Source organism: Tsukamurella sp. II2bb, assembly GCF_057815145.1.
Genome location: NZ_JBYPZI010000008.1, coordinates 86,854 through 109,482, shown reverse-complemented (window position 1 = coordinate 109,482; position 22,629 = coordinate 86,854). Strand labels below are relative to the sequence as shown.

At 69.2% G+C, this 22,629-nt stretch carries 24 protein-coding genes; 7 read left to right on the top strand and 17 right to left on the bottom strand.

Features of this window, described 5'->3' with window-relative positions:
• Position 1: 1 nt before the first annotated feature.
• The 3 genes from dapA to AC21LY_RS17815 are packed head-to-tail and all read right to left on the bottom strand — an operon-like array spanning position 2 to position 2,228.
• Entirely contained in the window at positions 2–907 is a 906-nt protein-coding gene (gene dapA / locus AC21LY_RS17825; RefSeq protein ID WP_489047898.1) for a 4-hydroxy-tetrahydrodipicolinate synthase, read from the bottom strand.
• 43 nt (positions 908–950) lie between these two features.
• Positions 951–1,430, bottom strand: a complete 480-nt coding sequence (locus AC21LY_RS17820; protein WP_489047897.1) for a dihydrofolate reductase — start codon at positions 1,428–1,430, stop codon at positions 951–953.
• The gene (locus AC21LY_RS17815; protein WP_489047896.1) at positions 1,431–2,228 is read right to left on the bottom strand and encodes a thymidylate synthase; all 798 of its coding nucleotides are present in this window, start codon (positions 2,226–2,228) and stop codon (positions 1,431–1,433) included.
• A gap of 129 nt (positions 2,229–2,357) precedes the next feature.
• Between AC21LY_RS17815 and AC21LY_RS17810 the strand changes: the two genes are divergently transcribed.
• A complete protein-coding gene (locus tag AC21LY_RS17810) occupies positions 2,358–3,272 on the top strand; it encodes a hypothetical protein (RefSeq protein WP_489047895.1) in 915 nt (304 codons plus the stop codon).
• A 40-nt stretch (positions 3,273–3,312) separates the two neighbouring features.
• Here the strand turns inward: AC21LY_RS17810 and AC21LY_RS17805 are convergent, their stop codons facing one another.
• From AC21LY_RS17805 to dapB, 7 genes are all read right to left on the bottom strand, one after another.
• Entirely contained in the window at positions 3,313–3,840 is a 528-nt protein-coding gene (locus AC21LY_RS17805; protein ID WP_489047894.1) for a DinB family protein, read from the bottom strand.
• A 32-nt stretch (positions 3,841–3,872) separates the two neighbouring features.
• The gene (gene sthA / locus AC21LY_RS17800; RefSeq protein WP_489047893.1) at positions 3,873–5,312 is read right to left on the bottom strand and encodes a Si-specific NAD(P)(+) transhydrogenase; all 1,440 of its coding nucleotides are present in this window, start codon (positions 5,310–5,312) and stop codon (positions 3,873–3,875) included.
• A 162-nt stretch (positions 5,313–5,474) separates the two neighbouring features.
• The gene (locus tag AC21LY_RS17795) at positions 5,475–6,695 is read right to left on the bottom strand and encodes an HNH endonuclease (protein ID WP_489047892.1); all 1,221 of its coding nucleotides are present in this window, start codon (positions 6,693–6,695) and stop codon (positions 5,475–5,477) included.
• Between the two features lie 83 nt (positions 6,696–6,778).
• Positions 6,779–7,861 (bottom strand): DUF4238 domain-containing protein, encoded by a 1,083-nt coding sequence (locus AC21LY_RS17790; protein ID WP_489047891.1) that lies wholly within the window; start codon positions 7,859–7,861, stop codon positions 6,779–6,781.
• 1 nt (position 7,862) lies between these two features.
• A complete protein-coding gene (locus tag AC21LY_RS17785; RefSeq protein ID WP_489047890.1) occupies positions 7,863–8,318 on the bottom strand; it encodes a flavodoxin family protein in 456 nt (151 codons plus the stop codon).
• Positions 8,318–8,797 carry a hypothetical protein gene (locus AC21LY_RS17780; protein ID WP_489047889.1) on the bottom strand — a complete coding sequence of 160 codons (480 nt, stop codon included), beginning with the start codon at positions 8,795–8,797 and terminating at the stop codon, positions 8,318–8,320. Before AC21LY_RS17780 ends, AC21LY_RS17785 begins: the two co-directional genes overlap by 1 nt.
• Positions 8,794–9,537 carry a 4-hydroxy-tetrahydrodipicolinate reductase gene (gene dapB, locus AC21LY_RS17775; protein ID WP_489047888.1) on the bottom strand — a complete coding sequence of 248 codons (744 nt, stop codon included), beginning with the start codon at positions 9,535–9,537 and terminating at the stop codon, positions 8,794–8,796. The genes AC21LY_RS17780 and dapB overlap by 4 nt, the downstream gene beginning before the upstream one ends.
• Positions 9,538–9,560: 23 nt before the next feature.
• Between dapB and AC21LY_RS17770 the strand changes: the two genes are divergently transcribed.
• From AC21LY_RS17770 to AC21LY_RS17760, 3 genes are read left to right on the top strand one after another with little or no spacing between them, the layout of a single operon-like run.
• Positions 9,561–9,941, top strand: coding sequence for an MmcQ/YjbR family DNA-binding protein (locus AC21LY_RS17770; protein WP_489047887.1), 381 nt, complete (start codon positions 9,561–9,563; stop codon positions 9,939–9,941).
• A 10-nt stretch (positions 9,942–9,951) separates the two neighbouring features.
• Positions 9,952–10,929 (top strand): magnesium transporter CorA family protein, encoded by a 978-nt coding sequence (locus AC21LY_RS17765; protein WP_489047886.1) that lies wholly within the window; start codon positions 9,952–9,954, stop codon positions 10,927–10,929.
• Between the two features lie 51 nt (positions 10,930–10,980).
• Positions 10,981–11,472, top strand: coding sequence for a TspO/MBR family protein (locus AC21LY_RS17760; protein WP_489047885.1), 492 nt, complete (start codon positions 10,981–10,983; stop codon positions 11,470–11,472).
• Here the strand turns inward: AC21LY_RS17760 and AC21LY_RS17755 are convergent.
• The 4 genes from AC21LY_RS17755 to AC21LY_RS17740 form a co-directional block, all read right to left on the bottom strand.
• Positions 11,386–13,593, bottom strand: a complete 2,208-nt coding sequence (locus AC21LY_RS17755) for an MMPL family transporter (RefSeq protein WP_489047884.1) — start codon at positions 13,591–13,593, stop codon at positions 11,386–11,388. The genes AC21LY_RS17760 and AC21LY_RS17755 overlap by 87 nt on opposite strands.
• Positions 13,590–14,426 carry a GNAT family N-acetyltransferase gene (locus AC21LY_RS17750; RefSeq protein WP_489047883.1) on the bottom strand — a complete coding sequence of 279 codons (837 nt, stop codon included), beginning with the start codon at positions 14,424–14,426 and terminating at the stop codon, positions 13,590–13,592. The genes AC21LY_RS17755 and AC21LY_RS17750 overlap by 4 nt, the downstream gene beginning before the upstream one ends.
• On the bottom strand, positions 14,423–15,703 hold the full coding sequence (locus tag AC21LY_RS17745) for a lysine N(6)-hydroxylase/L-ornithine N(5)-oxygenase family protein (RefSeq protein ID WP_489047882.1): 1,281 nt from the start codon (positions 15,701–15,703) through the stop codon (positions 14,423–14,425). Before AC21LY_RS17745 ends, AC21LY_RS17750 begins: the two co-directional genes overlap by 4 nt.
• 82 nt (positions 15,704–15,785) lie before the next feature.
• Positions 15,786–16,619, bottom strand: coding sequence for a sigma-70 family RNA polymerase sigma factor (locus AC21LY_RS17740; RefSeq protein ID WP_489047881.1), 834 nt, complete (start codon positions 16,617–16,619; stop codon positions 15,786–15,788).
• 68 nt (positions 16,620–16,687) lie between these two features.
• Here AC21LY_RS17740 and AC21LY_RS17735 point away from each other — a divergent pair, with 68 nt between their 5' ends.
• The gene (locus tag AC21LY_RS17735; RefSeq protein WP_489047880.1) at positions 16,688–17,047 is read left to right on the top strand and encodes a DoxX family protein; all 360 of its coding nucleotides are present in this window, start codon (positions 16,688–16,690) and stop codon (positions 17,045–17,047) included.
• Here AC21LY_RS17735 and AC21LY_RS17730 read toward each other — a convergent pair.
• From AC21LY_RS17730 to AC21LY_RS17720, 3 genes are read right to left on the bottom strand one after another with little or no spacing between them, the layout of a single operon-like run.
• Entirely contained in the window at positions 17,025–19,742 is a 2,718-nt protein-coding gene (locus tag AC21LY_RS17730; protein WP_489047879.1) for an MGH1-like glycoside hydrolase domain-containing protein, read from the bottom strand. The genes AC21LY_RS17735 and AC21LY_RS17730 overlap by 23 nt on opposite strands.
• Positions 19,743–19,786: 44 nt before the next feature.
• The gene (locus AC21LY_RS17725; RefSeq protein ID WP_489047878.1) at positions 19,787–20,515 is read right to left on the bottom strand and encodes a pirin family protein; all 729 of its coding nucleotides are present in this window, start codon (positions 20,513–20,515) and stop codon (positions 19,787–19,789) included.
• A 25-nt stretch (positions 20,516–20,540) separates the two neighbouring features.
• A complete protein-coding gene (locus tag AC21LY_RS17720; RefSeq protein ID WP_489047877.1) occupies positions 20,541–21,629 on the bottom strand; it encodes a 2,3-butanediol dehydrogenase in 1,089 nt (362 codons plus the stop codon).
• 140 nt (positions 21,630–21,769) lie between these two features.
• Between AC21LY_RS17720 and AC21LY_RS17715 the strand changes: the two genes are divergently transcribed.
• Together AC21LY_RS17715 and AC21LY_RS17710 are read left to right on the top strand one after the other, a co-directional pair.
• Positions 21,770–22,363 carry a TetR/AcrR family transcriptional regulator gene (locus AC21LY_RS17715; RefSeq protein ID WP_489047876.1) on the top strand — a complete coding sequence of 198 codons (594 nt, stop codon included), beginning with the start codon at positions 21,770–21,772 and terminating at the stop codon, positions 22,361–22,363.
• On the top strand, positions 22,356–22,622 hold the full coding sequence (locus tag AC21LY_RS17710; RefSeq protein WP_489047875.1) for a hypothetical protein: 267 nt from the start codon (positions 22,356–22,358) through the stop codon (positions 22,620–22,622). Before AC21LY_RS17715 ends, AC21LY_RS17710 begins: the two co-directional genes overlap by 8 nt.
• Positions 22,623–22,629 lie beyond the last annotated feature (7 nt).

Genomic DNA, 22,629 nt, shown 5'->3' with positions numbered 1-22,629 from the left:
TTTAGAGCACCCCCGCTTGGGTCAGTAGCGCTGCGAGCCGGTCGCGCTGTTCACCGGTGGGCGGCACCTGCGGGAGGCGCGGTACACCCATGTCGAGGCCCTGCAGGGCCAGTGCCGCCTTCGAGAAGGTCACCCCGCCGAGGCCGGCCATGGCCTCGTAGACGGGTCCGAGGGAGGCGTTGATGTCCTTGGCGCGGGCGACATCGCCCGCGAAGTAGGCATCGCGCATCGCGCGCAGCTGCGGCGCGACGACGTGCCCGATCACCGAGACGAAGCCGACCGCGCCCACGGAGAGCCAGGGCAGGTTCAGCGGATCGTCGCCGGAGAGGAACTGGAGGTCGGTCTCGGCGATCAGGCGCGCGCCCGCACCGAGGTCGCCCTTCGCGTCCTTCACACCGATGATGTTCTTGTGCTCGGACAGCTTCCGCAGCGTGGCGGTCTCGATCGGAACCACGGAGCGCGGCGGGATGTCGTAGAGCAGCACGGGCAGGTCGGTGGCGTCCGCCACCGTCGTGAAGTGCGCCAGCAGGCCCGCCTGCGGGGGCCGCGAGTAGTACGGGGTCACGACGAGCAGGCCGTGCGCGCCCGCCTCGGCGGCGTCGCGCGCGAAGACCGCGGACTCGTCGGTGTCGTAGGTGCCCACACCGGCCGTGATCTTCACCCGATCGCCCACGGCCTCGAGGATGGCCTTGAGGAACTGGATCTTCTCCCACGGCTGCGTGGTCGGCGACTCGCCCGTGGTTCCGGCGACGATCAGTCCGTCGCACCCCTGGTCCGCGAGGTGCGCCGCGAGCTTCTGTCCGGCTTCGAGGTCCAGCGTGCCGTCCGCCTTGAACGGGGTCACCATCGCCACGGAGATCGCGCCGAAGGGGGTGGTGGGCGTTGTGGTCGCCGGGGTCGCACTCATAAGCGCTAAGGCTACCCACCCGATCGCGGATCGTTGCTATTGGCTAGGGCTTACGCCGGTAGGTCAGGTGCCGGTACCGCAGGCCCGACGAGGACTCGCGCCAGGCCGCGTCGTGCTCGAGCGTGAAGTCGACGGGGATCGACGGTGCGCGGGTGTCGCCCGCGATGTCGGCGTCGACCTCCGTGACCGCCAGGAGGTCCGCGAGCGGCAGTGCCGCGGCGTAGATCTCGCCGCCGCCGATGACCCAGACGTCGCCCGCCGGCGGCGTCGGGTCGTGCTGGACTCGAACCAGCGGAGCACCGTCGGGCCGCCAGGACCGGTCACGCGTGACGACGATGTTCGTGCGGCCCGGGAGGGGCCGGAACCGGGGCGGCAACGAGTCCCAGGTGCGCCGGCCCATGAGAACCGTGGCGCCCGCGGTGGTCTCGCGGAAGAACTTCATGTCCTCGGGGATGTGCCAGGGAATACCACCCTCGGCGCCGATCACTCCCCCACGCGCCTGCGCCCAGATCAGGCCGATCATTTAGACGGCCACCGGGGCCTTGATGGCGGGGTGGTGCCGGTAGTCGTGGACCGTGATGTCCTCGTACCGGTAGTCGAAGATGCTGGGCCGCTCCGCGAGTTCGAGCCGCGGGTACGGGAAGGGCTCGCGGCGCAGCTGCTCGGTGACCTGCTCGACATGGTTGTCGTAGATGTGGCAATCGCCACCGGTCCACACGAAATCGCCCGGTTCGAGGCCGACCTGCGCGGCCACCATGTGGGTGAGCAGCGCGTAGCTGGCGATGTTGAAGGGCACCCCGAGGAAGAGGTCGGCGCTGCGCTGGTAGAGCTGGCAGCTGAGCCGGCCGTCGGCCGCGTAGAACTGGAAGAAGGCGTGGCACGGCGGGAGCGCCATGTTCTCGATCTCCGCCACGTTCCACGCGGAGACGATGTTGCGCCGGCTGGACGGGTTCGTGCGCAGCATCTCGATCGCCTTGCTGATCTGGTCGATGTGCTCGCCGTTCGGGGTGGGCCAGCTGCGCCACTGCACGCCGTAGACGGGGCCGAGTTCACCCTCGGGCGAGGCCCATTCGTCCCAGATGGTGACGCCGTGGTCCTGCAGCCACGTCACGTTCGAGTCCCCGCGCAGGAACCACAGCAGCTCGTACGCGATCGACTTCATGTGCACGCGCTTGGTGGTGATCAGAGGGAAGCCCTGGGACAGGTCGTACCGGAGCTGGCGCCCGAAGACGCTGCGCGTCCCCGTGCCGGTGCGGTCCGGCCGGTGCGTGCCGTTCTCCATCACGTCGCGGAGCAGGTCTTCATAGGGCGTCGCGATCACACCCTCAGTGTAGGCATGATGGGCGGAAGCGCATGCGCCACACAGCACCGGTCGAGACACAGGACACCCGCCAGGGCAGGATGTGATAATCAAACCGCGTGAGCGATCTCCACATAATAGAATCTCCTCGTGCCTAAACGATCGAATCTATTTCAACGGCTAGTTGCATCCATTCAGTCTGAACTCGCACCGGGGGCCGCAGTCGAAGAATCCGCGATGCTACGAGACGTAGTCTCAGGCGAGCTGCGCGAAGTGGACGTCTGCATCAGGTCACTTATCGGCGGCCACGAAGTAATAATATCCCTCGAGTGCAGAGACCATCGCCGCAAGCAGAGTGTCGGATGGATAGAAGAAATGCACACCAAACACATCAGACTTCCGACAAATCTTCTAGTACTTACCTCTTCATCCGGATTCACTGCATCGGCAGTAAAGAAGGCGAAATCACTCAATATCACGACGGTTGAACCGTCCGAAATCGACTCACATCGCTTCAGCGAATTCATTTCCTCGATCTCCGATTCACTAACAGTCAAGAGGTTCGACCTCACCCCAGTCAGGGTGAATTTTCAGACCGGCGAGGATTCGGTCGACGTCGAGACCACACCGGCCGCCAAACCTAGCCTTCTCATAGACGCAATCTACGACAAGAATGGTGCCAGAATCAGCACAGTAACAGAATTCGCCACGGCGGTCGCACAGATCCTGGACATGAGCGACCCTACCTTCGGAAATGCCAACGAAGAACACACATTCTTAACCGTCGAGCGAGATCTCACCACAAATGAACTTGAATTGGAACTCTATCTAAGAAGAGCCGGAACCGAAAACTCGGATATGCTTGAGAGAATCCTGAACTACGAGATCGTTTACGAAATTCGTGTCCAAGTAAGGCCCGCACCTCTTAAGTACGGTGAGATATTCAATGCCGGGTTCGCGCATGGGGTGGCAGTGTTTCCTACCGAGGAGATAGAGATCATCGCGACGGAGACCGCAAACGGCACCCGAAGCCTCGCCGCGCGCCACAAGAGTCGCGGAGACTAGGTCATCCACACAGATTCGATCGCACGGTCGGACGAACTGGTCACCCGGCGTTCAGCACTGCGCGGGCGAGCCGCTGTTGGCCGATCTCGGCGAGGTTCTTCATCAGCTCGGCGTTGACCCACGCGACCTGGTGCCCGACGGTCAGCCCCGCGTCAGCCGGCCACGGGTACGACGAGAGCTCGTCGAGTCGCTCCTCGGTGAGCGCGTCGAGGACGGCGAGCCATTCGTCGTGCAGCGCCGTCAGCCAGGCCACCACCCCATCGGGGCCCGGCCACCGCACGGATTCGCGTTCCCGGATCCCGCGCCCGAACAGATGGTCCGCCACTGTGCCCCACCACCAGCCGATGTGCCAGCTGAGCCACGCCATGCTCGGCACCGGGATCGGGTCGGGCTCGGTCTCCGCCCAGTCGGCGACCCACCCTCCGTTGTCGTCGCGGTGCATCGTCCAGCACAGCGACGCCGGTTCCCACCGGAAGTCGTCGGGCGTCAGCTCGGCGAGGTGCACCTCGCCGAGGGCCCAGGTCAGGTCGAACTGCCAGCGCAGGAGGTCGAGCCGCGTTTCAGCCACCCCTCGACCCTATCCGGGTGCGATCGGTTCCATCAGAGCGCGAGGTCGAGCTCGCCCTCGTGCCCTTCCGCTCGGACCTTCTGGACCGCGCGCATCTTGTTCACCGCGTCGAGCGCGGCGACCTTGTACCCCTCGGCGAGCGTCGGGTAGTTGAACACCGAGTCCACGAGATAGTCGACGGTACCGCCACACCCCATCACCGTCTGGCCGATGTGCACCAGCTCGGTGGCGCTGTGCCCAAAGGCGTGCACACCGAGCAGAGTGCGCTCGTCGGCGTGCACCAGCAGCTTGAGCATCCCCGAGGAGTCGCCCATGATCGCGCCGCGGGCGAGCTCCCGGTACCGCGCAATCCCCACCTCGAACGGGGTGTTCGCGGCCGTGAGCTGCTCCTCAGTGGAGCCCACGTAGCTGATCTCCGGGATCGAATATATGCCGATCGGCTGCAGCTCCGCGTGCTGCTCCCCCACCGGTTCGCCGAACGCATGGTAGGCGGCCCGCCGGCCCTGCTCCATCGACGTCGCCGCCAGGGCGGGGAAGCCGATCACGTCACCGACGGCGTAGATGTGGTCGACCTCGGTCAGGCAGTTCTCGTCCACCGTCAGGCGCCCGCGGGAGTCTGCGACCAGTCCAGCCTTCTCCACCTCGAGAACGTCGGTGACGCCCTGTCGGCCCGCGGAGTACAACACCGTGTCGGCGGGGATCTGCTTGCCCGATTCGAGCACGGTCAGCGTTCCCGAGGGGTGCCGCTCGACGGTCTTGACCCGCTCGGAGAAGCGGAACGTGACGCCGCGTTCGCGCAACTGGTAGAGCAACGCCTCTACGATCTCCCGGTCGCAGAAGTCCAGCATCGACGAGCGCGACTCGATGACGGTGACCTTGGTGCCGAGCGCCGCGAACATGGACGCGTACTCGATCCCGATCACGCCCGCACCCACGACGACCATGGACGTCGGCACCCGGTCCATCCCTAGGATCTGGTCGGAATCGACGATGGTGGCACCGTCGAAATCGACGGTGGCCGGGCGCGCCGGACGGGTGCCCACCGCGATCACGAACTTGTCGCCCGTCACTCGCTTGATGTCACCGGACGCCGCCTCGATCTCCAGCTCGTGGGGCGAAGTGAAGCGCGCACTGCCGAGGATCATGGCGACGCGGTTGCGCGCCAGCTGACTCTGCGTGACGTCGACCTCCTTGCCGACCACGTGCATGGTCCGGGCCGAGAGGTCCGAAACCGTGATGTCGTTCTTGAGACGATACGACTCCCCGTACAGCTCGCGCTGGTTCAGGCCGGTGAGATAGAGCACCGCCTCGCGCATCGTCTTCGACGGAATGGTGCCGGTGTTGATGCAGACGCCGCCGATCATGTCGCGGCGTTCCACCACCACGGCGCGCTTGCCCAGCTTCGCTGCGGCGATGGCGGCCTTCTGGCCGGCCGGGCCGGAGCCGATGACGACGAGGTCGTAGTGGTCCATGGTGTTCTCTCACTCCGCGGAAATGCAGCACGGGACGCGGCGGCGAGCGCCGTCGCGCGACTATCGAGCAGTCTCTCGTGACACTCCCGCCGTCGGCGGCGATTGCGCGTAATTCGCCGGTCGCGTGCCGCGCCGGAGCCGCTCGACGGAACAGCCCTCCCCTCAGGCCGCCTGAGGTGGTGCGGTGGACCGGTGCGCATGCCCGTCCGGGGTTCGGGTTTCGACGGTGTGCCGCCCGCTCGGGTCCGGGATGACGATGCTGGTCCAGCCGGCGGCCTCCTTGGCGTAGTTGCACGCCGCGCACAGGCCCTGACCGTTGTCGAACTCGGTGGGACCTCCTGCGGCGTGCGGGACGACGTGGTCGGTGTGCGCGATCGGTGCGTCGCAGTACGGGGTGCGGCAGTAGCGGTCCCGCGCGCGGATCATCTCCGCCAGCCCGTCGGGGAAGCACCGCGCCCGGGAGTCCATCGCGACCACCGCACCCGACTCGGGAGCGATGAACAGGCGTTTGACCCACGCGACCCCAGCCGCGGTGGCGCCGCCGACGAGGTTGCGGGCGATCTCCGCCGGCATCGTCTCACCCCCGTCCAGGTGTCCGGTGCCCGGCCGGTCGCCGAGCAGCACGGCGGCGGGGATGGTCAGGTTCACCGTGACGGGCTGGCCCTCCACGGCCTCGCGGCCCGTGATCCGCGCGAACGCGGTGTCGGCCATGATCTGCCCGCGGGTACGCAGATCCCCGGCAACGCCGATCAGGGTGTCAGCGCGCCTGCGCAGCGCCGCGTACACCCCGACGCCCTGCGCCATCGGCAGCAGCAGCGATAGCCGGGTCATGCCTTCCGGTAGCGGGCGGATGGTGACGGTGCGATCCTTCTCCGCGGAGGCGTTCCGGTCGACGGTGCCCTGCGCGTCCAGCTGGTAGGCGATCTGCTCCACCCGCGCCCCGAGCTGCTTGAGACCCATCCCAGCGAGGGTCGCAGGGTCAGCGCACAACTGCTCATCCGCCAGGCACCGATCAGAGGCATCCAGGTGGGAGAGGCCGGCGACGATGACTGGGATCGCCTCCGGCGACAGGTCGCCCTCCCGCAACCGGGCGCGGAGGTGCGGCATGTGCTTTTCCAACTCCACCGCCCGCGCCACGAACTTGGCGGCCGTGTTGGGCGACATGTGCAAAGCCAGGCCGACCTCCGCCGCCACGCCCTGCTGCCACCTGTCCTGCGGCAGTCCGGCGGCGATACGTTCGCACACCCGCTGTCGCAGCAGCTCCGCCGCCAACCCGTACTGTTCGAACACCGCCCGACACCGAGCGACATGACTCGAACGCAACCGATCGATAACACTCACCTCAGGAGGCGGATCCTCCTGCACACCATCGCTTTCGTCCATGACATCACGGTACGCCGACCCACCGACAAGTTTTCGATCCTGAGAGAACGATCAAACATCCAGCTTGGAGGAGCGGCGCGATGTCACCGGTACCAACGTTCAACCGACCACGGCGGACCTTCTCCGCGCGCCCACCTGGAAGGCTCGAGCACAGCCTCCATGAACGATGATGCACTCGCGGCATCGAAGTCCGGACGAGGAGGTACGTCGAACGTCGCAGCGACGCTCGTGCCCGGGCCCTCGTAGCAGAATTCCTGCGACGCAGCGACGATCTCGAAGTTGATTTCACGAGTCTCATCAGCACTCAAGGCGAATGGCGGAGACAGCGGGTGAAACTCCGCCGAAACAAGAACAAGCAGCCTATTGGGACCAACCGGATAGATTCCGTGAGACGACCGCGCCCAGGCCGCGGGCTCACACCTATCGCGCGCCGGACCTCCAAGCCAGACGACGGGTTCATCGCAGGTAATGAGTGGTGCTTCCGTCGAGACTAACCACCAACTGCGCGCGTAGGCGAGGTGCGGGACCGCATGAGATCGCCAGACACCAATCGCGCTCTCCAACGCTCGGGGCTTGCGCTCTGCGCTGAGCAGCGGCACATCCAGCATCTGTTGAACGAGCTCATCGTGTCGATCTAGTGAATACGGAATACCGTTGACGGCGCACAACGCCGGTAGGAGTTCACTCACAACCTTGGCCCGACCGAAGTGGTTGAGCGCATCCTCGATTCGCAACTCCTGCGCATGCTTCTTGAGCGTCCGCTGCTCCTGCAACCCGACAAACACAGCCAAGTTTGCGATCAACTCGACATCGGTAATACGGCCATCCGGGAGCGATTCCAGCGCATCAATCCACCCTGCGGCCTCGCTTTCGATCCGGGACATATGCTTCTCGAACCACAGCGCGGGATAATTCGACTCAAGGTCATCAGCCGATATCGTATACAGGTTCGTTTTCTTCGCGATATCCTTGGTCGGCTGAAGATAGCTGTCCCCCGTCGCAGCCTTCGTAACTCTGACCTCTCCCGCGTCATCTGCCCATCTACGCAGGTAGACTTGAGGCACGTGATGATGCTTCTTGCCTACGCCACCGGCATTGGCCTGCAGCTTGGATTCCTCAATCTGAGTATCCGATGTCCAACGGTGGGCAAACACTCGGCCAGCCATCTCAGCTCCCCATCAGCTGCGCAGCGACCGTCGCGCCGAGGTTCCAGCACTCCTCAAGATCGGCCTTCGCCGGCTTCCCGGACACCACGACGTACGGCGTCACTTTCTCCCACCCCAAGCCGGCAGTGATGGAATCGACCGCGCGCACGGCGCCGTCGCCGCCCTCGTTCGCATGCAGATACAGCCCGAAAGGTCGGCCGCGGGTGGAATCGAGGCACGGGTAGTAGATCGTGTCGAAGGCGTGCTTGAGCGCGCCGGAGATGTACCCGAGATTCGCAGGCGTCCCCAGCACGTACCCGTCGGCCGCCAACACGTCGGACGGAGCCACCGCCAGCGCCGCCCGCCGAACCACCTCGACGCCCTCGATCTCGGGGTCGGAAGCCCCCGCGATCACCGCCTCGAACATCTCCTGGCAGTGCGGAGACGGGGTGTGGTGGATCACGAGGAGCACGGCCATCAGCGGGCCTTCTTCTCCATCGAGACGGCGCGGGTCATCCAGTCCCGCGCGCGGGAGCGGTCGCCGGCGTAGTCGTAGGCGCGGGCCAGCCGGTAGGCGTTCACCCACGACTCGGGCTCGGCCTCGTATTCGGCCTTGACCTGGGCGAACAGCTCATCGGCGGCATCGCGCCGGACGCGACCCGAGGGCATCGTCGGCAGATCCGAGACGTCGAGATCACGACCGAGGGCCTTCGCGGACGCGGCCAGCCTCTGATGCGCGTAGCCGTTGCTGAGCACCGACCACAGGATCCACAGCCCCACCAGGCCCACGAGCACCATGCCGAAGCCGAGACCGAGGTTCGCGGCACCGCCGCGGCGGACGATCATCCACGCCCAGACCCCGATCAGGCCGATGTACGTGAGCAGCGCGACCGAGAGGAATCCGATGACCAGCAGCTGGCCCAGGTTCCCCCGGTCGCGACGCTCCACGGCGCTCACAGGTCCATGAACGGCTCGATGCCCACCGTCAGGCCGGGCCGCGAGGAGATGCCCCGCACGCCGAGCAGCACGCCGGGGACGAAGGAGCTGCGGTCGAGCGAGTCGTGCCGGATGGTCAGCGTCTCGCCCTGCGTGCCCAGCAGCACCTCCTGGTGCGCGACCAGACCGGCGACGCGGACGGAGTGCACGCGCACCCCGTCGACGCGGGCGCCGCGCGCACGGTCGAACTCGGCGGAGGTGGCGTCGGGCATCTTGCCGCGACCGGCCTCCGCGCGCGCCTCGGCGATCAGCTCCGCGGTGCGGGACGCGGTGCCGGACGGGGCGTCCGCCTTGTGCGGATGGTGCAGCTCGATCACCTCGACGGAGTCGAAGTACTTGGCGGCCTGCGCGGCGAAGCGCATGCACAGCACGGCGCCGATCGCGAAGTTCGGCGCGATGAGCACGCCCACCTCGGGCCTCTCGGCGAGCCAGCCCCGCACGGTGTCGAGCCGGTCATCGGTGAAACCGGTGGTGCCGACGACTGCGTGAATCCCGTTGTCGATGAGGAATTCCAGGTTGTCCATCACCGCGTCGGGATGGGTGAAGTCGATCACCACCTGCGTGTTCGTGTCGAGGAAGCCGGTCAACATGTCCCCGGCGTCCACGGTGGCGCTCAGCGCCAGATCGTCGGCCGCGTCGACCGCGTCCACCATCGCGCGGCCTACCTTGCCGCCGGACCCCAGGACACCCACGTTCAGCATGCGCCCGACGATACCCTTGCACCGTGACCGCCCGACCAGACGTTCCCGACGAATGGGTCGACCGCCTCGCCGACATCCTCGAGGCCTTCCCCGAATGCCTCGCTGACCGGGCATGGGTCGGCACGCGCTGGCGGGTCCGCGGCGCGACGGTGGCCCACGTCTTCGGCGGTGAGGATCAGCTCTTCCGCCTGATCTTCCGCGCCGAACCCGGCGAGGTGCCCGCGTTCGAGAACCTGGGCGATCCGTACTTCCGGGTGAACTGGGGCGAGAGCACCGTCGGCATCATGCTGGACGAGAACACCGACTGGGAGGAGGTCGCCGAGCTGCTGACCGACTCCTACTGCGTGCAGGCGCCGGAGGTGCTCGCGTCGCAGATCGAGCGCCCTCCCGCCGACGGGTCCTAGGGTTGCGCGCATGGACGTGACCCTCCGCATCTGGAACGACGGTGCCGCCGGCGAGCCCTGCTTCGACCGCACGGACCACGCGGGCGTCGCCGCCGCCGAGGAGGCGCTCGCGGCACCGTCGGGCCTGGTCTGGGTGGACGTGCTCGACCCGGCCGAGGACGAGTTCGCGCCGCTCGCCTCCGCCCTGCGGCTCGACCCGCTCGCGGTGGAGGACGCCCTCACGGTGCACGAGCGACCCAAGTCGCTGCGGTACGGCGAGGTGCTGTTCGTGACCGCCTACACGGTCACGGAGGACGGTGCGACGAGCCGGATCTCGATGTTCCTGTTCACCCACGGCGTCTTGACGGTGCGCCTCGGCGCGGGCTTCGACGTGGACGCGGTGGCCACGGGCATCGCCGACAACGCGGACCTCCTCCGGTTCGGCCCGCACGCACTGGAGTTGATGCTGCTCGACGCCGTCGTCGACGGCTACACCGCGCGGGTGACGGCCGTCGACGAGCGGCTCGACGACGTGGAGTCGATCCTCTTCGACAACCGCGCCAGCGACCGCGTCTCGCAGATCACCTTCGAACTGCACAAGAACGTCGGCGAGCTGCGCCGGATCGTGCTCCCGATGCGCGATGTGGTCGGCTCGCTGCTCCGGCGCGTCTCCGCGTCGACGGAGGAACATGAGCTGCTGCCCTACGCCGAGGACGTCTACGACCACACGATGCGCGCCGCTGACTGGACCGAGGGACTGCGGGACGCGGTGGAGTCGGTCCGCTCGACGAACCTCGCGCTGGTCGACAACCAGCTGAACACCGTGATGAAGAAGCTCACGAGCTGGGCCGCGATCATCGCCGTCCCCACGGCGATCACGGGCTACTTCGGGCAGAACGTGCCCTATCCCGGTTTCGGGAAGGAGTGGGGCTTCTGGCTGAGCCTGGTGATGATGATGCTCCTCGCGGGTGGGTTGTACACCGCGTTCAAACGCCGCGGCTGGCTCTGATCGCCCCGAGCTCGCCGGGCGCCGCGCTCCCCCGGCGCCTAGTCTCGAATCATGAACGGCTCGCCCGGTTCCCGCGGCTCCCTGCATCTGCCCGCCCTGCTGGTCTCCCTCGTCGCGGTCGCGGCGGTGGCCGCCCTGGGCGGCCTCGCCTCGGCGGGCGCGGCCGACGAGTACGCGCGGCTCGCCCAACCCTCGTGGGCACCGCCGAGCCGGCTGTTCGGGCCCGCGTGGGGCGTGCTGTACCTGCTCATGGCGATCGCCGCGTGGCTGGTCTGGCGGGCGGCCCCGTCACTGGGGAACCGGGCGATCCAGCTCTACGCCGTGCAGCTGCTGGTGAACCTGTCGTGGTCGCCGCTCTTCTTCGGCCTGCAGCTGCGGGGCGTCGCGTTCGGCGTGATCGTCCTGCTCGATCTGCTGGTGATCGCCACGATCGCCGCGTTCTGGGGTGTGCGGCGCTCAGCGGCCGTGCTGCTCCTTCCCTACCTCGCCTGGATCCTGTTCGCCACGGCGCTCAACTACTCGGTCTGGACGCTCAACAGCTGACCGGTGCCCGCGCGGCCACCAGTTCGCCGTCCCCGCCACGCGCATGAACGCGGGCACCAGAACCAGCCGCACCAGCGTCGCATCGAGCAGCACCGCGATGGCCAGGCCCACCCCGAGCATCCGCATGAAGGAGACCTCGGCGAGGCCGATCGCGGCGAAGATCACGGCCATGAGCAGCGCGGCGGCGGTGACCACGCGGGCGGTGCTCGCGATGCCCCGCGCCACGGCCTCGTCGTTCGCCGCCCGGTCCCGCCCCGCTCCGGTCCGCCACTCCTCGCGGATCCGGGCCAGCAGGAAGACCTCGTAGTCCACCGACAGCCCGAAGGCGATGCAGAACATGAGAACCGGCATGTCCGCGATGAGGTGACCCGTCACGGTCGTCCCGAGCCCACCGAGGTGCCCCTCCTGGAAGATCCAGACCATCGCGCCGAAGGTCGCCGACAGCGAGAGAACGCCCAGCACCAACGCCTTCACCGGCAACAGCACGCTGCCGGTGAGCAGGAAGAGCAGGAGGAAGGTGGTGACCGCGATCGTCAGCAGCACGCGTGGCGCCGCCCCGAGGATCGAGTCCACCGCGTCCCGATCCGCCTGCGCCGCACCGGCGAACAGGGTCGGTCCGGGTGCCGGCACCGCGCGCAGCGCGGCGAGCTGGGCACGCCCCTCCTCCGACCGGGGGTCGTACTCCCCCGTCACCGTCACCAGCAGCCCGGAGCCCGCGCGCGCGGCGGGGTCGCCGTCCGCGATCCTGGTGTCGCGCAGCCACGTCCCGTCGGGCCCGATCACCGGGCCGGTGCCGTCAATCCGGGACAGCTGTCGGGCGTAGTCCTCGCTGCCCGACGGTGCGCCTTCCGGCAGCAGGATCAGCACGTCCGCCGCCGGGTTCGGGTGGAAACCCGATCGCAGTTCGTCCCCCACATGATGCGCGGAGGCGGTGGCCGGCAGCGCTCGATCGTCGGGGTAGCCGAGCTTCACGCCGAGGAAGGGGGCGCCCAGCGCCACGAGGAGTGCGATGCCGGCGATGCCGAGCGGGACCGCGCGACGTTGCACGGCGGTCACCGTCCGGTACCAGCGGGACTCGTCCGCCGGCCGCGGACCGCGACCGACCTGCAGACGGTCGATCCGGTCGCCCAGGAGCGTCAGAATCGCGGGCGTCACGACGAGGGTGGCCGAGGCCGTGAACGCGACGACCACCAGTCCGGCGTAGGCGAAGGACCGGAGGAAGTACATCGGGAAGAGCACCATCGCGGCGAGGCTCAGGCCGACGGTGACGGCGGAGAACAGCACGGTGCGCCCCGCCGTCGACATCGCGATGACCAGCGCCTCCTCCCGGCCGCGGTCGGGTACCTCCTCGCGGTACCGGCTGACCACGAGCAGCGTGTAGTCGATGGCGAGGGCCAGGCTCATCGCCGTGATGAGGTTGAGCGCGAAGACCGAGACGTCGGTGGCCTCGGCGACCAGGCGCAGCAGCCCCGACGTGGCGATGATCGCGGCGATCCCCACCACGACCGGCACCGCCGCCGCGATCAGGCCGCCGAACGCCCATACCAGGACGAGGAAGGTGAGCGGCAGCGCGATCAGCTCCGCCCGCAGCAGGTCCCGGCCGGACTGCTCGTTGATCTGCTGGTAGGTGGTCGCCTCGCCGCCGGCGTCGAGCCGCACTCCGGCGGGCGGGGCGGGCAGCCGGTCGACGATCTCCTTCGCATGATCCGGCGCCTCCCCCGTGCCGCCGGCGAGACTCGCGACCACTAGGCCGGTGCGCCCGTCCGAGGAGGTGAGCCGCGCCGCGGCGGCGGGGTCGCTCCACGCCGAGACCGCCGAGCGGACCGAGGGCGCCTGCCGGAGGGATTCGGTGATCGTGCGGCCGTACTCCGCTGCCGCGGCCACGGCCTCGGGCGTCTCGGCGTGCAGGGCGAGCACGAGCGAGGGACCGCCGCGCCGGAAGTCCTGCTCCAGCACCGTCTGCGCGCGGGCGGATTCCGCGTGCGGGTCGGTGCTGCCGCCGCTCTTGAGCGCTCCTCCGACGCCGGTGCCCAGCGCGCCGAGGACCGCGAGCAGCAGAGCCGCGGCGATGAGCATCGTGCGGGGCCGCGCCGCGACCGCGCGGGTCAGGGCGCCGATCACAGCGCCGCGAGGAAGGCGCGGACCTCGTCGATCGTGCCGGCCCGGCGCAGCCGCTCGGCCTCGAACAGGACGAGGAAGTCGGCCATCTCGAAATCCGGATCGTACGAGGGCATGCCGCAGACGGTGCCGCCGTACCGGACCGCCGCGCGGATCGTCGGCGCCACCAGGTCCTCGTCGGCACCCTCGGGCCGCGGGAGGTACTCGATCGGGACCCCGTCGACCACGACGGGCCGGATCGGATCCGCGCGCACCTCGCCGGTCGCGAGGGCGTCGTGGTCGGTGAGGAAGCCGAGGGCAGCGCGCACCAGTGCGGCGCGCGGATGGACGCCGTCCTCCATCCGGACCGACATGCAGCCCATCGCGTACTCGAAGCCGGCGCGCTCGTAGAACAGGACCAGCGCGAGCCGCAGCAGCACCGAGACCACGCCGCCGCGGTACGTTGCGGCGATCGTCGCGCGGCCCCATTCCGCGACCTCGTCGGCGAACGATTCGAAGGCCGGGCTGAGGTGGAACATGCTGGTGGTGAACACCTCCCGCTCGCCGCGGGGCGCCGGCAGGACGATCCGGTAGCAGCCGACGATCTCGTCGGTCGGCTCGTGGCGCACCAGCAGATGCGTGCTGTAGTCGTCGAAACGGTCCACGTCGATCAGCCGGCCGAGTCGCTCGCTCACGACGGCGCCCGGCAGCGGGGCGCCCAGCTCGGTGGAGAAGGCGTCGTAGCGCAGCGCCTGCGCCCGCTCGATGTCGAGCGGGTCGTCCGCCACGAAGGTGGTGAACGGCGTCCGCCCGGTGGCGGCGAACAGGACGGTGCCCGCCGGTACGCGCTGTGTCATCGCATCTCCTCCTGTTCCAGCGCGCGGGCGATCTCGCCCGCGCGGACGGCGACGGTCGAGAGCAGGGTCGTTCCCAGGCCGTGCGCGGGGACGTCGGCCCCCTGGACGTAGAGCCCGGGGATCTCCCGTCCGTCGATCACGGCGCGGTGCGACCGCGCCACCCGGACCTCGGACCCTGCGGGTGCGATGCCGTCCAGGCCGGTCAGCCCACCCGGCTCGAACCCGGTGGCGCACACCACCGCATCGAAGGCCCCGCTCGAGCGCTCCCCGGTGGTGATGCGCCGCAGGTCCACCTCGACGGTGCCGTCCAGCCCCGGCCGTGCCCCCACGACCTCGCTCGTGCGGTGCACCCGGAGCCGACGGGGACCGGTGACCCGTTCGCGGTACCAGCGTTCGTAGAGCTCCCTGGTCAGTGCGTGCTCCACCGCCGCGTAGTTGGTGTTGCCGTGGCGCTCGAGCAGGTCGCGGCGGACGTCGGGCGAGGCCGCATCGAACTCGTCGACGACCTCCGGATCGAAGACCTGGTTGACGAAGGGACTCTCGTCGACGTCGGCGAGCCCGAAACCGTGGAAGCTCACGTCGACCCGCGCCCCGGCGTCGTGGAGGTGGAGCGCCACCTCCGCCGCGGACTGTCCGCCGCCGACCACGAGGAACCGGGCACCGGCGAACCCGCGGGGCAGTGCCCCCGAGAGTGCGTCGAGGCGAGGGACCGTCTCGATGTTGTGGAAGACGCGTGCCGGATCGTGCCCGGCGGTCCACGCGGGCAGCACCGGGCGAAGGCCGCCGGCCACCACCACCGACCGCGCCCGCGTCACCGTCCGGCGCCCGTCGCCGCCGCGGTGCGTGACGGCGAACCGGGCGTCGCCGCTGTCGTGGGCGAGATCGACCACCTCGCGGCCGTACTGGACATCGTCGACGAACGCGCCTGCGGCCCAGGCGAGGTAGTCCGCGAACTCGGCCCGCTCCGGGGTCAGGACGGCGCGGTTGACGAAGTCCACCAGCCGGCCCCGAGCGCTGAGGTAGGCGACGAAGGAGAACGGGCTCGTCGGGTTCCGCAGGGTCACCAGATCCTTGAGGAAGCTGATCTGCATCGAGGTACCCGGTAGCTGCATCCCCGGGTGCCAGGCGAAGCCGTCGCGGCGTTCGAGGAACCGCACCGTCCGCCGCGGGTCGGGCGACTCGGCGAGGGCGATCGCCAACGCGAGGTTGGCGGGACCGAATCCGATCCCGACCACGTCCACAACAGCCCCGTCGTCCCCCGAATCCGTCGCCCGCATCACGTCCCTTCCCACACTCGGTGCGGGTGCCGGGTACCCACTTGGGGAGGATCCTACTCCTGCTGAAACCTATTTCACTGCTTCACAAACCCAGATCAATCTCGGTTGTCTTATCGAATCGAATTATCCTGATCCGCCGCACCAGACCGGCGTCGACCTCGATGTCCAGCCGGGCCAGGGCGTGGCCGCCCGGCGCGATGACGTGGGTCGTCCGGCCGTCCAGCACCATCGCGACCGCGGCCCGGATCCGGTCCACGAATCCGGCGGTCTCGGTCGCCACGGCGCGGCTGCCGCGCACCGTGGCCGGCACCGTCGGCGGGACCAGCGCCGGGTCGACGGACCGCTCGCAGTCCTCGGCCATGAGCGCCACCATCGCCGCCACATCACCGCCCGAGGCGGCATCGAGGAAGGCGTCGACCACCTCCCTGTCCGCCGTGCCGGCGGCCGGTGGCTCCGCGGCCGCGATCCGTCGCCGGGCCCGGCTCGCATGCTGTTTCGCGGCGTCGACGGTGCCGCCCAGCACCGTCGCGATCTCGCGGAACGGCAGGCCGAAGGCCTCGTGCAGGACGTACACGACCCGTTGGTCCGGAGTCAGCACGTCGAGCACCACGAGCAGGGCGCGCGAGACCTGCTCGCGCTGGAGGTAGCGCTCGTCGGCGGCCACCGCCTCCGCGGGGATCTCGTCCGCGAACAACGGGTGCTCGCCCCGCCGAGCGCGGGCCCGTAACTGGTCCAGGCAGATCCGGGTGACCACCGTCGTCAGCCAGGCCTCCGGATTCCGCACGTCGACGGTGCCGTCGACGCGGAGCCATGCGGTCTGGACGGCGTCCTCGGCGTCGTGCACCGAACCGAGGAGACGGAAGGCGACCGCGACGAGGAGCGGTCGCGCCGCCTCGAATTCGCCGGCATCGATCACGCTGTCACCTTTGGTCAGGGCGGGACGTCGGTCGGTCGACACCGTACCCGGGAAAGGAATTCACGATCATGACCACAGCACTGCTCGTCGCCACCGTCGCCTGCATCGTCGTCAACGCGGGAGACGCCCTCGCCAACTACGCCCGCGCGCCGTTCGTCCTGAAGAACTCGGCGGAGGTGCACGTTCCCCCTCGCGCCCTGCCCGTGCTCGCGACCCTCAAGCTCGCGGGCGCGGCAGGACTGGCGGTCGGGCTGCTCGGCGCGCCCTGGCTCGGCCTCGCCGCGGGGATCGGCCTGGTGGCCTTCTTCGTCGGCGCCGTCGTCGCCCACGTCCGCGCCGGGGTCTACTACAACATCGCCTTCCCCGGCGCCTACCTGCTGCTCGCCGTCGCCGCGACGGCGTACTTCATTCCCCTCGTGACGGCGTGACGCGGGGCGGCGGCTCCATCGGCAGGCGCGGGTTGTGCAGGTGCGCGACCAGGCCGGTCCACCCCGTCTGATGCGTCGCACCGAGGCCCTCGCCCGTGTCCCCGTCGAAGTACTCGTAGAAGGTGGGGTGCTGCGCCCACAGCGGGTTGTCGCTGCCCTCGATCCGGCCCGCGTCGGCAGGGCGGCGGGCACCGCCGCCGCCGGGCGGGGAGACGGGGCGGAACAGCCCGACGAGTCCCTCGTCGATGACGTCCGCGGCCTCCTCGAGTGTGCACATGTTGTCGGAACCGGTCGGGACCGCGATGGTGAAGGAGTCGCCGAAGTGCCGCCCGTACGTGCGCAGTTTGTCGGCGAGCAGGACGTTGACCGGGAACCACACGGGGCCGCGCCAATTGGAGTTGCCGCCGAACATGCCCGTGGTCGACTCGCCGGACTCGTACTGGATGAAGACGGTGTTCCCGTCGGCGTCCTCGGTCACCTGCTGCTCGATCTTCGACAGCGACCGGATGCCGTAGGGCGCCAGGAACTCCGCCGGATCGAACATCCGCTCCAGCACGCGGCGCAGCCGGTCCGGGCTCACCAGGGAGAGCAGCATCCGGCCGTCGCCCGCACCGTCCTCGGAAGCGCCCGAGAGCACGGGCTCCACGAGTTCCGGACGCCGTGCGCGCAGCCAGTTCAGCCGCGCCGTGACCTCGGGGCACTCCTGCGCCGCCCACGACGGGACGTCGGTGGCGCCGAGCAGCGGCAGCAGGCCCACCATCGAGCGCACGCGCATCGGCAGCGCGCTGCCGTCGGGCCGGACGAGGACGTCGTAGAAGAAGCCGTCCTCCTCGTCCCACAGCGACAGGCTGTGCGAGCCGAAGTTGTAGGTGGCCTTGGAGATCTGGAGGAAGTGCTCGAGGAACTTCGTCGCGCAGTCCTGCCACACCGGGTCGTGCCGGCTCAGCTCGATGGCGATCTTGAACATCTGCTGGCAGTAGAAGGCCATCCAGCTGGTGGCGTCGGACTGCTCCAGCCGGTATCCGGGCGGCAGCGGCGCGGACCGGTTGAAGAAGCCGATGTTGTCCATGCCGAGGAAGCCGCCCTCGAAGACGCCGGTGTCGTCGGACCCCTTGCGGTTGACCCACCAGGAGAAGTTGAGCAGCAGCTTGGTGAAGACGCGGATGAGGAAGTCTTGATCGCGCCAGCCGTCGATGCGGTAGACGTGCCAGGCCGCCCACGCGTGCACGGGCGGGTTGACATCGCCGAACTCCCATTCGTACGCGGGGAGTTGGCCGTTCGGGTGCATCGCCCACTCCCGGCACATGAGCAGGAGCTGCTCCTTGGCGAACTCCGGGTCGACGTGCGCGAGCGGGATGCAGTGGAAGGCGAGGTCCCACGCGGCGAACCACGGGTACTCCCACTCGTCCGGCATCGAGATGACGTCGGCCAGCGAGAAGTGCTTCCAGGTGGTGTTCCGGCGGCCGGGGTCGGTGCGTTCGCGCGGTGCCGGGTCCACCGCCGGATCGCCCTCGAGCCAGGACCCCACGTCGTAGCGGTAGAGCTGCTTGTTCCACAGCATGCCGGCGTAGGCGCGCCGGGCCACGGCGCGGTCGTCGCCCTGCACGTCCTCGTGGATCACGGTGGCGTAGAACTCGTCCGCCTCCGCGCGCCGGTCGGCGAAGACGGCGTCGAAGCCCGAGCCGAACGTGTCCATCGAGGGCGCCGACCGCGACAGGCGCAGCCGCACCGTCACGCTCTCACCCGCCGGGACGGAGCCGAACCGGTACCAGAGCGCCACTTTGGTGCCGCGCTCCTGCGGGTTCACCGCGGCCTCGTCGCCGCCCACCACCCGCTTGGTGATCCCGTCCTTGGGGTACGGCGAGGCGTTGGCCTCGGCGCCGAAGAGTTCGACGGCATCGGTCTCGTTGTCGCAGAACAGCAACTGCGGCGAGCCCTCCGCCGCGAGGTGGTACTCGCCGAGCCACTGGTGCGTCACCCGGACGGCCTCGAGTCCGCCGGCCTGCGGGGCGTGCACGCGGGTGATCTCGCCGCGCCGGTCGTCGTGGCCCCAGGCCCAGGTGTTGCGCAGCCACAGCTGCGGCAGCAGGTCGAGCGGCGCCGCGGACGGTCCGTGGTTGACGGCCTCGATCTCGACGCAGATGTCGTCGGGCGCGGCCTTGGCGTAGCGCACGTGGACGTCGAAGAAACGGTTGTCCGCGAGCACGCCCGTGTCGGCGAGCTCGTACTCGCGCTGGGTGCGGTCACGAGCGGCGTTGGCATCGCGGAGTTGCTGGTACGGGTACTCGGCCTGCGGGTACCGGTACATCCAGTGCATCCAGCTGTGCGAGGGGGTCCCGTCGATGGGCCACCAGTACTCCTTGACGTCCTCGCCGTGGTTTCCCTGCGCGTTCGTCAGGCCGAACAGGCGCTCCTTGAGGACCGGGTCGTGGTGGTTCCACAGGGCGACGGCCAGATTGAGGAAACCGAAGCGGTCGCAGATGCCGCCGAGGCCGTCCTCGCCCCACCGGTACGCGCGGCGGTGCGCCTGCTCGAAGCCGAAGCTCCCCCAGGCGTCACCGCCCACGCTGTAGTCCTCACGGACGGTGCCCCATTGCCGGCCCGCGAGGTACGGGCCCCAGAGGCGCCACGGCCCGTCGGGGCCGGGGCTCTCGGCGAGGCGGCGGTGTTCGGCCGTCGATTCCGTGTTCTGCACCGGAGGATTTTCCTACACACCGCGCGGTCCCGCGGCCGGTGGGCCTAAGCCAAAGCCGAACGGGCCTGAACGTACATCTCCCAGAAAAGGACCTCCGTGCCGCCCTCGTCAGCGCGAACGCGCAGGTCCGTGGACCCGACGGTGCGGAGCGCGTCGCCCTCGGCGAGCCGCTGCCCGCCGACGGTGACGGATCCGGAGACCACGAACAGGTGCCCGTACCGCGCGGCCGGCAGGACCACGGACTCCCCCGCCGCGAGCCGCGCGGCGTGCAGCGCCGCGGCGTCGTTGGCGATCACGACGGCCGGATCGCGGCCCTCGATCCCGGAGGCGACGAGCACGAGGCCGCGGCCGTCCAGCGGGACGTCGGCGGTGCGGTACTCGGGCTCGCCGCCGGGCTCGTTCGGCGGCAGCCACATCTGGATCACCCGGGCCACCACACCGGTCGCACGCGGGTTCTGCTCGCGGTGGTTCACTCCGGTTCCCGCGCTCATGGCCTGCACCTGCCCGGCCCGGACCACGCCGCTCGCGCCCGAGGAGTCGTCGTGGTGCACCTCGCCCGCGATCACCCAGGTGATGATCTCGGCATCGCGGTGGAAGTGCCGGTCGACGCCGGAGCCGGGATCGATCAGGTCGTCGTTGTGCACGAGCAACTGCCCGTGCGCGTTCGCGCCCAGGTCGAAGTTCCCGGTGAAGGGGAAGGACTGGCGGGTGTACAGGCCGTCGCCACGCCAGTGCGTCCGATCGGCCTCCCGGATGATCCTGCTCTCACTCACCCGGCCAGCGTAGGCGCAGGCACCGTCAGGCTTCGGCCGGCAGCCCCGCGCCGGACGGCGAGACGAGGATCTTCACGGCGGTCTCGTTGTGATGGAGCAGTGTGTCGTAGCCGACGGTGACGAGCTCGTCCAGGCCGATCCTGCCCGTGATGAACGGCGCCAGGTCGACGGTGCCGCTCTCGACCAGGGCGATCGTCTCGGCGTGGTTGTTGACGTAGGCGATGGTGCCGCGCATGTCGATCTCCTTGAGCACCAGCTTCTGCATGTCGACGGTGCCGAGGTGCCCCCAGATGGACACGACCACGAGGACGGCCTGCGGCCGCAGGGCGTCGAACAGGGTGTCGAGGGCGGGCTGGACGGACGTGCACTCGAAGCCGACGTCGGCGCCCCGTCCGCCCGTCAGCTCACGGACCGCCTCGACGACGTCCACCTGCGTGGGGTCGAAGACGTGCGCGGCGACGCCGGTCTCGGCGGCGCGAGCACGGCGCAGGGGGCTGGGCTCGCTGATCGCGACGGTGAGCCCCTTCGCCGTGCACACCGCCGCGGTGAGCAGCCCGATCGGGCCGGCACCGGTGATCAGCGCGAATGCTCCGGCCTCGGCGCCGGAGCGCTGCAGGGCGTGATAGCCGACGGCGAGCGGCTCCACGAGCGCGGCCTGGTCCAGCGGTACGTCCTTGGAGATCCGGTGCACCCACCGCCGCTGCACGACGATCCGCTCGGAGAGTCCTCCGCCCCGGCCGCCGAGACCGATGAAGTTCATGTTGGGCGAGAGGTGGTAGTCGGTGCTGCCCGGGCCGGTGTCCACGTCGTCGGCGATGATGTACGGCTCCACCACGACGTGATCGCCGACCGCGAGGTCGTCGACGCCGTCGCCGACCGCGGCGACCACGCCCGACATCTCGTGCCCGATGGTCAGCGGCGCCGCCTCGCCGCTGACCGGGTTCGGATGGCCGTGCGGCGGGACGAAGATCGGGCCGTCGACGTACTCGTGCAGGTCGGTTCCGCAGATCCCGCACCACGCGACGTCGATGGCGACGGTGCCGGGCGCCGTCTCGGGCGCCGGAACCTCCTCGATCCGGACGTCTCCTCGGTCGTAGTAGCGCGCTGCTCGCATGGCTGGCCTCCTGATCGATGCGTGTGACACAGCCCACATTCGTCCCGGTGGCGGGTCCCCGTCGAACGTTGCAGCGGGTTGCGGACTCGACGGAGGCACACTCTGGCGCGAAGGCCACTTTCAGTTTAATGTCAACTAACATGAAAAGCGGAGAGCCCGGAAAGCGCGCCTATCGGCAACGGGCGAGGGCAGAGGCGGCCGAGCGCACCCACTCGCGGGTCCTCACGGCCGTGTTCGACCTCTCGGCCGAGATGCCTCTCGCGTCGATCACGCTCAACGACGTGGCGGCACGGGCCGGCGTCACCGTACAGACCGTGCTGCGTCGTTTCGGCAGCCGCGACGACCTACTCGAACGGACCGTGGAGCATTTCTCGCAGGCCGTCCGGCATCAGCGACTCGTGGCTCCGGGTGATCCGCGGGCCGCGGTCGACGTCGTGGTCGACCACTACGAGGAGTACGGCGATCGCACCCTGCTCTTCCTCGGCCAGGAGGCGACCGACCCGCTCGCGCGGCGGATCACCGACCTGGGGCGGCACTTCCACGACGAATGGGTGACCACCACCTTCGTGCCGGGGAACGAGCGTGACCAGCGCCTTCTCGTCGTGGCCACGGACCTCTACACCTGGAAGCTCCTGCGACGCGACCGCGGCCTGAGCCCCGAGCAGACCGCCGCGCACATGCACGCCCTGTGCTGGGCCGTTCTCACCCGATCCGAGGAGCACGACGATGAGTGACCTGCTGTTCATCACGATGGACGCCGGCGGCAACGTGCCGCCGATGCTCGATATCGCCGCGGCGGCGGCAGCGGCCGGGCACGACGTGCGTGTACTCGGTCATGAGCGGTTGCGCCCGCGCACCACGGAGCGCGGACTCGCGCTCACCGCGTATCGGAACACCCTCACCTGGGACGCGACCCGCGAACAGTCCGTTCTCCCCGTGGGCGCGGATGCTCCTCGACCGCCGGATCCGCACGGAGGTTCGCCGGGTATGTGAAAAGCGA

Excerpts from the sequence above, each read along its gene's own strand:
- AC21LY_RS17715 (WP_489047876.1), top strand. The coding sequence starts at position 21,770 with ATGAAAAGCGGAGAGCCCGGAAAGCGCGCCTATCGGCAACGGGCGAGG.
- AC21LY_RS17795 (WP_489047892.1), bottom strand. The coding sequence starts at position 6,695 with ATGGACGAAAGCGATGGTGTGCAGGAGGATCCGCCTCCTGAGGTGAGT.
- AC21LY_RS17785 (WP_489047890.1), bottom strand. The coding sequence starts at position 8,318 with ATGGCCGTGCTCCTCGTGATCCACCACACCCCGTCTCCGCACTGCCAG.
- AC21LY_RS17710 (WP_489047875.1), top strand. The coding sequence starts at position 22,356 with ATGAGTGACCTGCTGTTCATCACGATGGACGCCGGCGGCAACGTGCCG.
- dapA (WP_489047898.1), bottom strand. The coding sequence starts at position 907 with ATGAGTGCGACCCCGGCGACCACAACGCCCACCACCCCCTTCGGCGCG.
- AC21LY_RS17765 (WP_489047886.1), top strand. The coding sequence starts at position 9,952 with ATGGACGTGACCCTCCGCATCTGGAACGACGGTGCCGCCGGCGAGCCC.
- AC21LY_RS17745 (WP_489047882.1), bottom strand. The coding sequence starts at position 15,703 with ATGCGGGCGACGGATTCGGGGGACGACGGGGCTGTTGTGGACGTGGTC.
- sthA (WP_489047893.1), bottom strand. The coding sequence starts at position 5,312 with ATGGACCACTACGACCTCGTCGTCATCGGCTCCGGCCCGGCCGGCCAG.
- dapB (WP_489047888.1), bottom strand. The coding sequence starts at position 9,537 with ATGCTGAACGTGGGTGTCCTGGGGTCCGGCGGCAAGGTAGGCCGCGCG.
- AC21LY_RS17760 (WP_489047885.1), top strand. The coding sequence starts at position 10,981 with ATGAACGGCTCGCCCGGTTCCCGCGGCTCCCTGCATCTGCCCGCCCTG.
- AC21LY_RS17790 (WP_489047891.1), bottom strand. The coding sequence starts at position 7,861 with ATGGCTGGCCGAGTGTTTGCCCACCGTTGGACATCGGATACTCAGATT.
- AC21LY_RS17820 (WP_489047897.1), bottom strand. The coding sequence starts at position 1,430 with ATGATCGGCCTGATCTGGGCGCAGGCGCGTGGGGGAGTGATCGGCGCC.
- AC21LY_RS17735 (WP_489047880.1), top strand. The coding sequence starts at position 16,688 with ATGACCACAGCACTGCTCGTCGCCACCGTCGCCTGCATCGTCGTCAAC.
- AC21LY_RS17720 (WP_489047877.1), bottom strand. The coding sequence starts at position 21,629 with ATGCGAGCAGCGCGCTACTACGACCGAGGAGACGTCCGGATCGAGGAG.
- AC21LY_RS17750 (WP_489047883.1), bottom strand. The coding sequence starts at position 14,426 with ATGACACAGCGCGTACCGGCGGGCACCGTCCTGTTCGCCGCCACCGGG.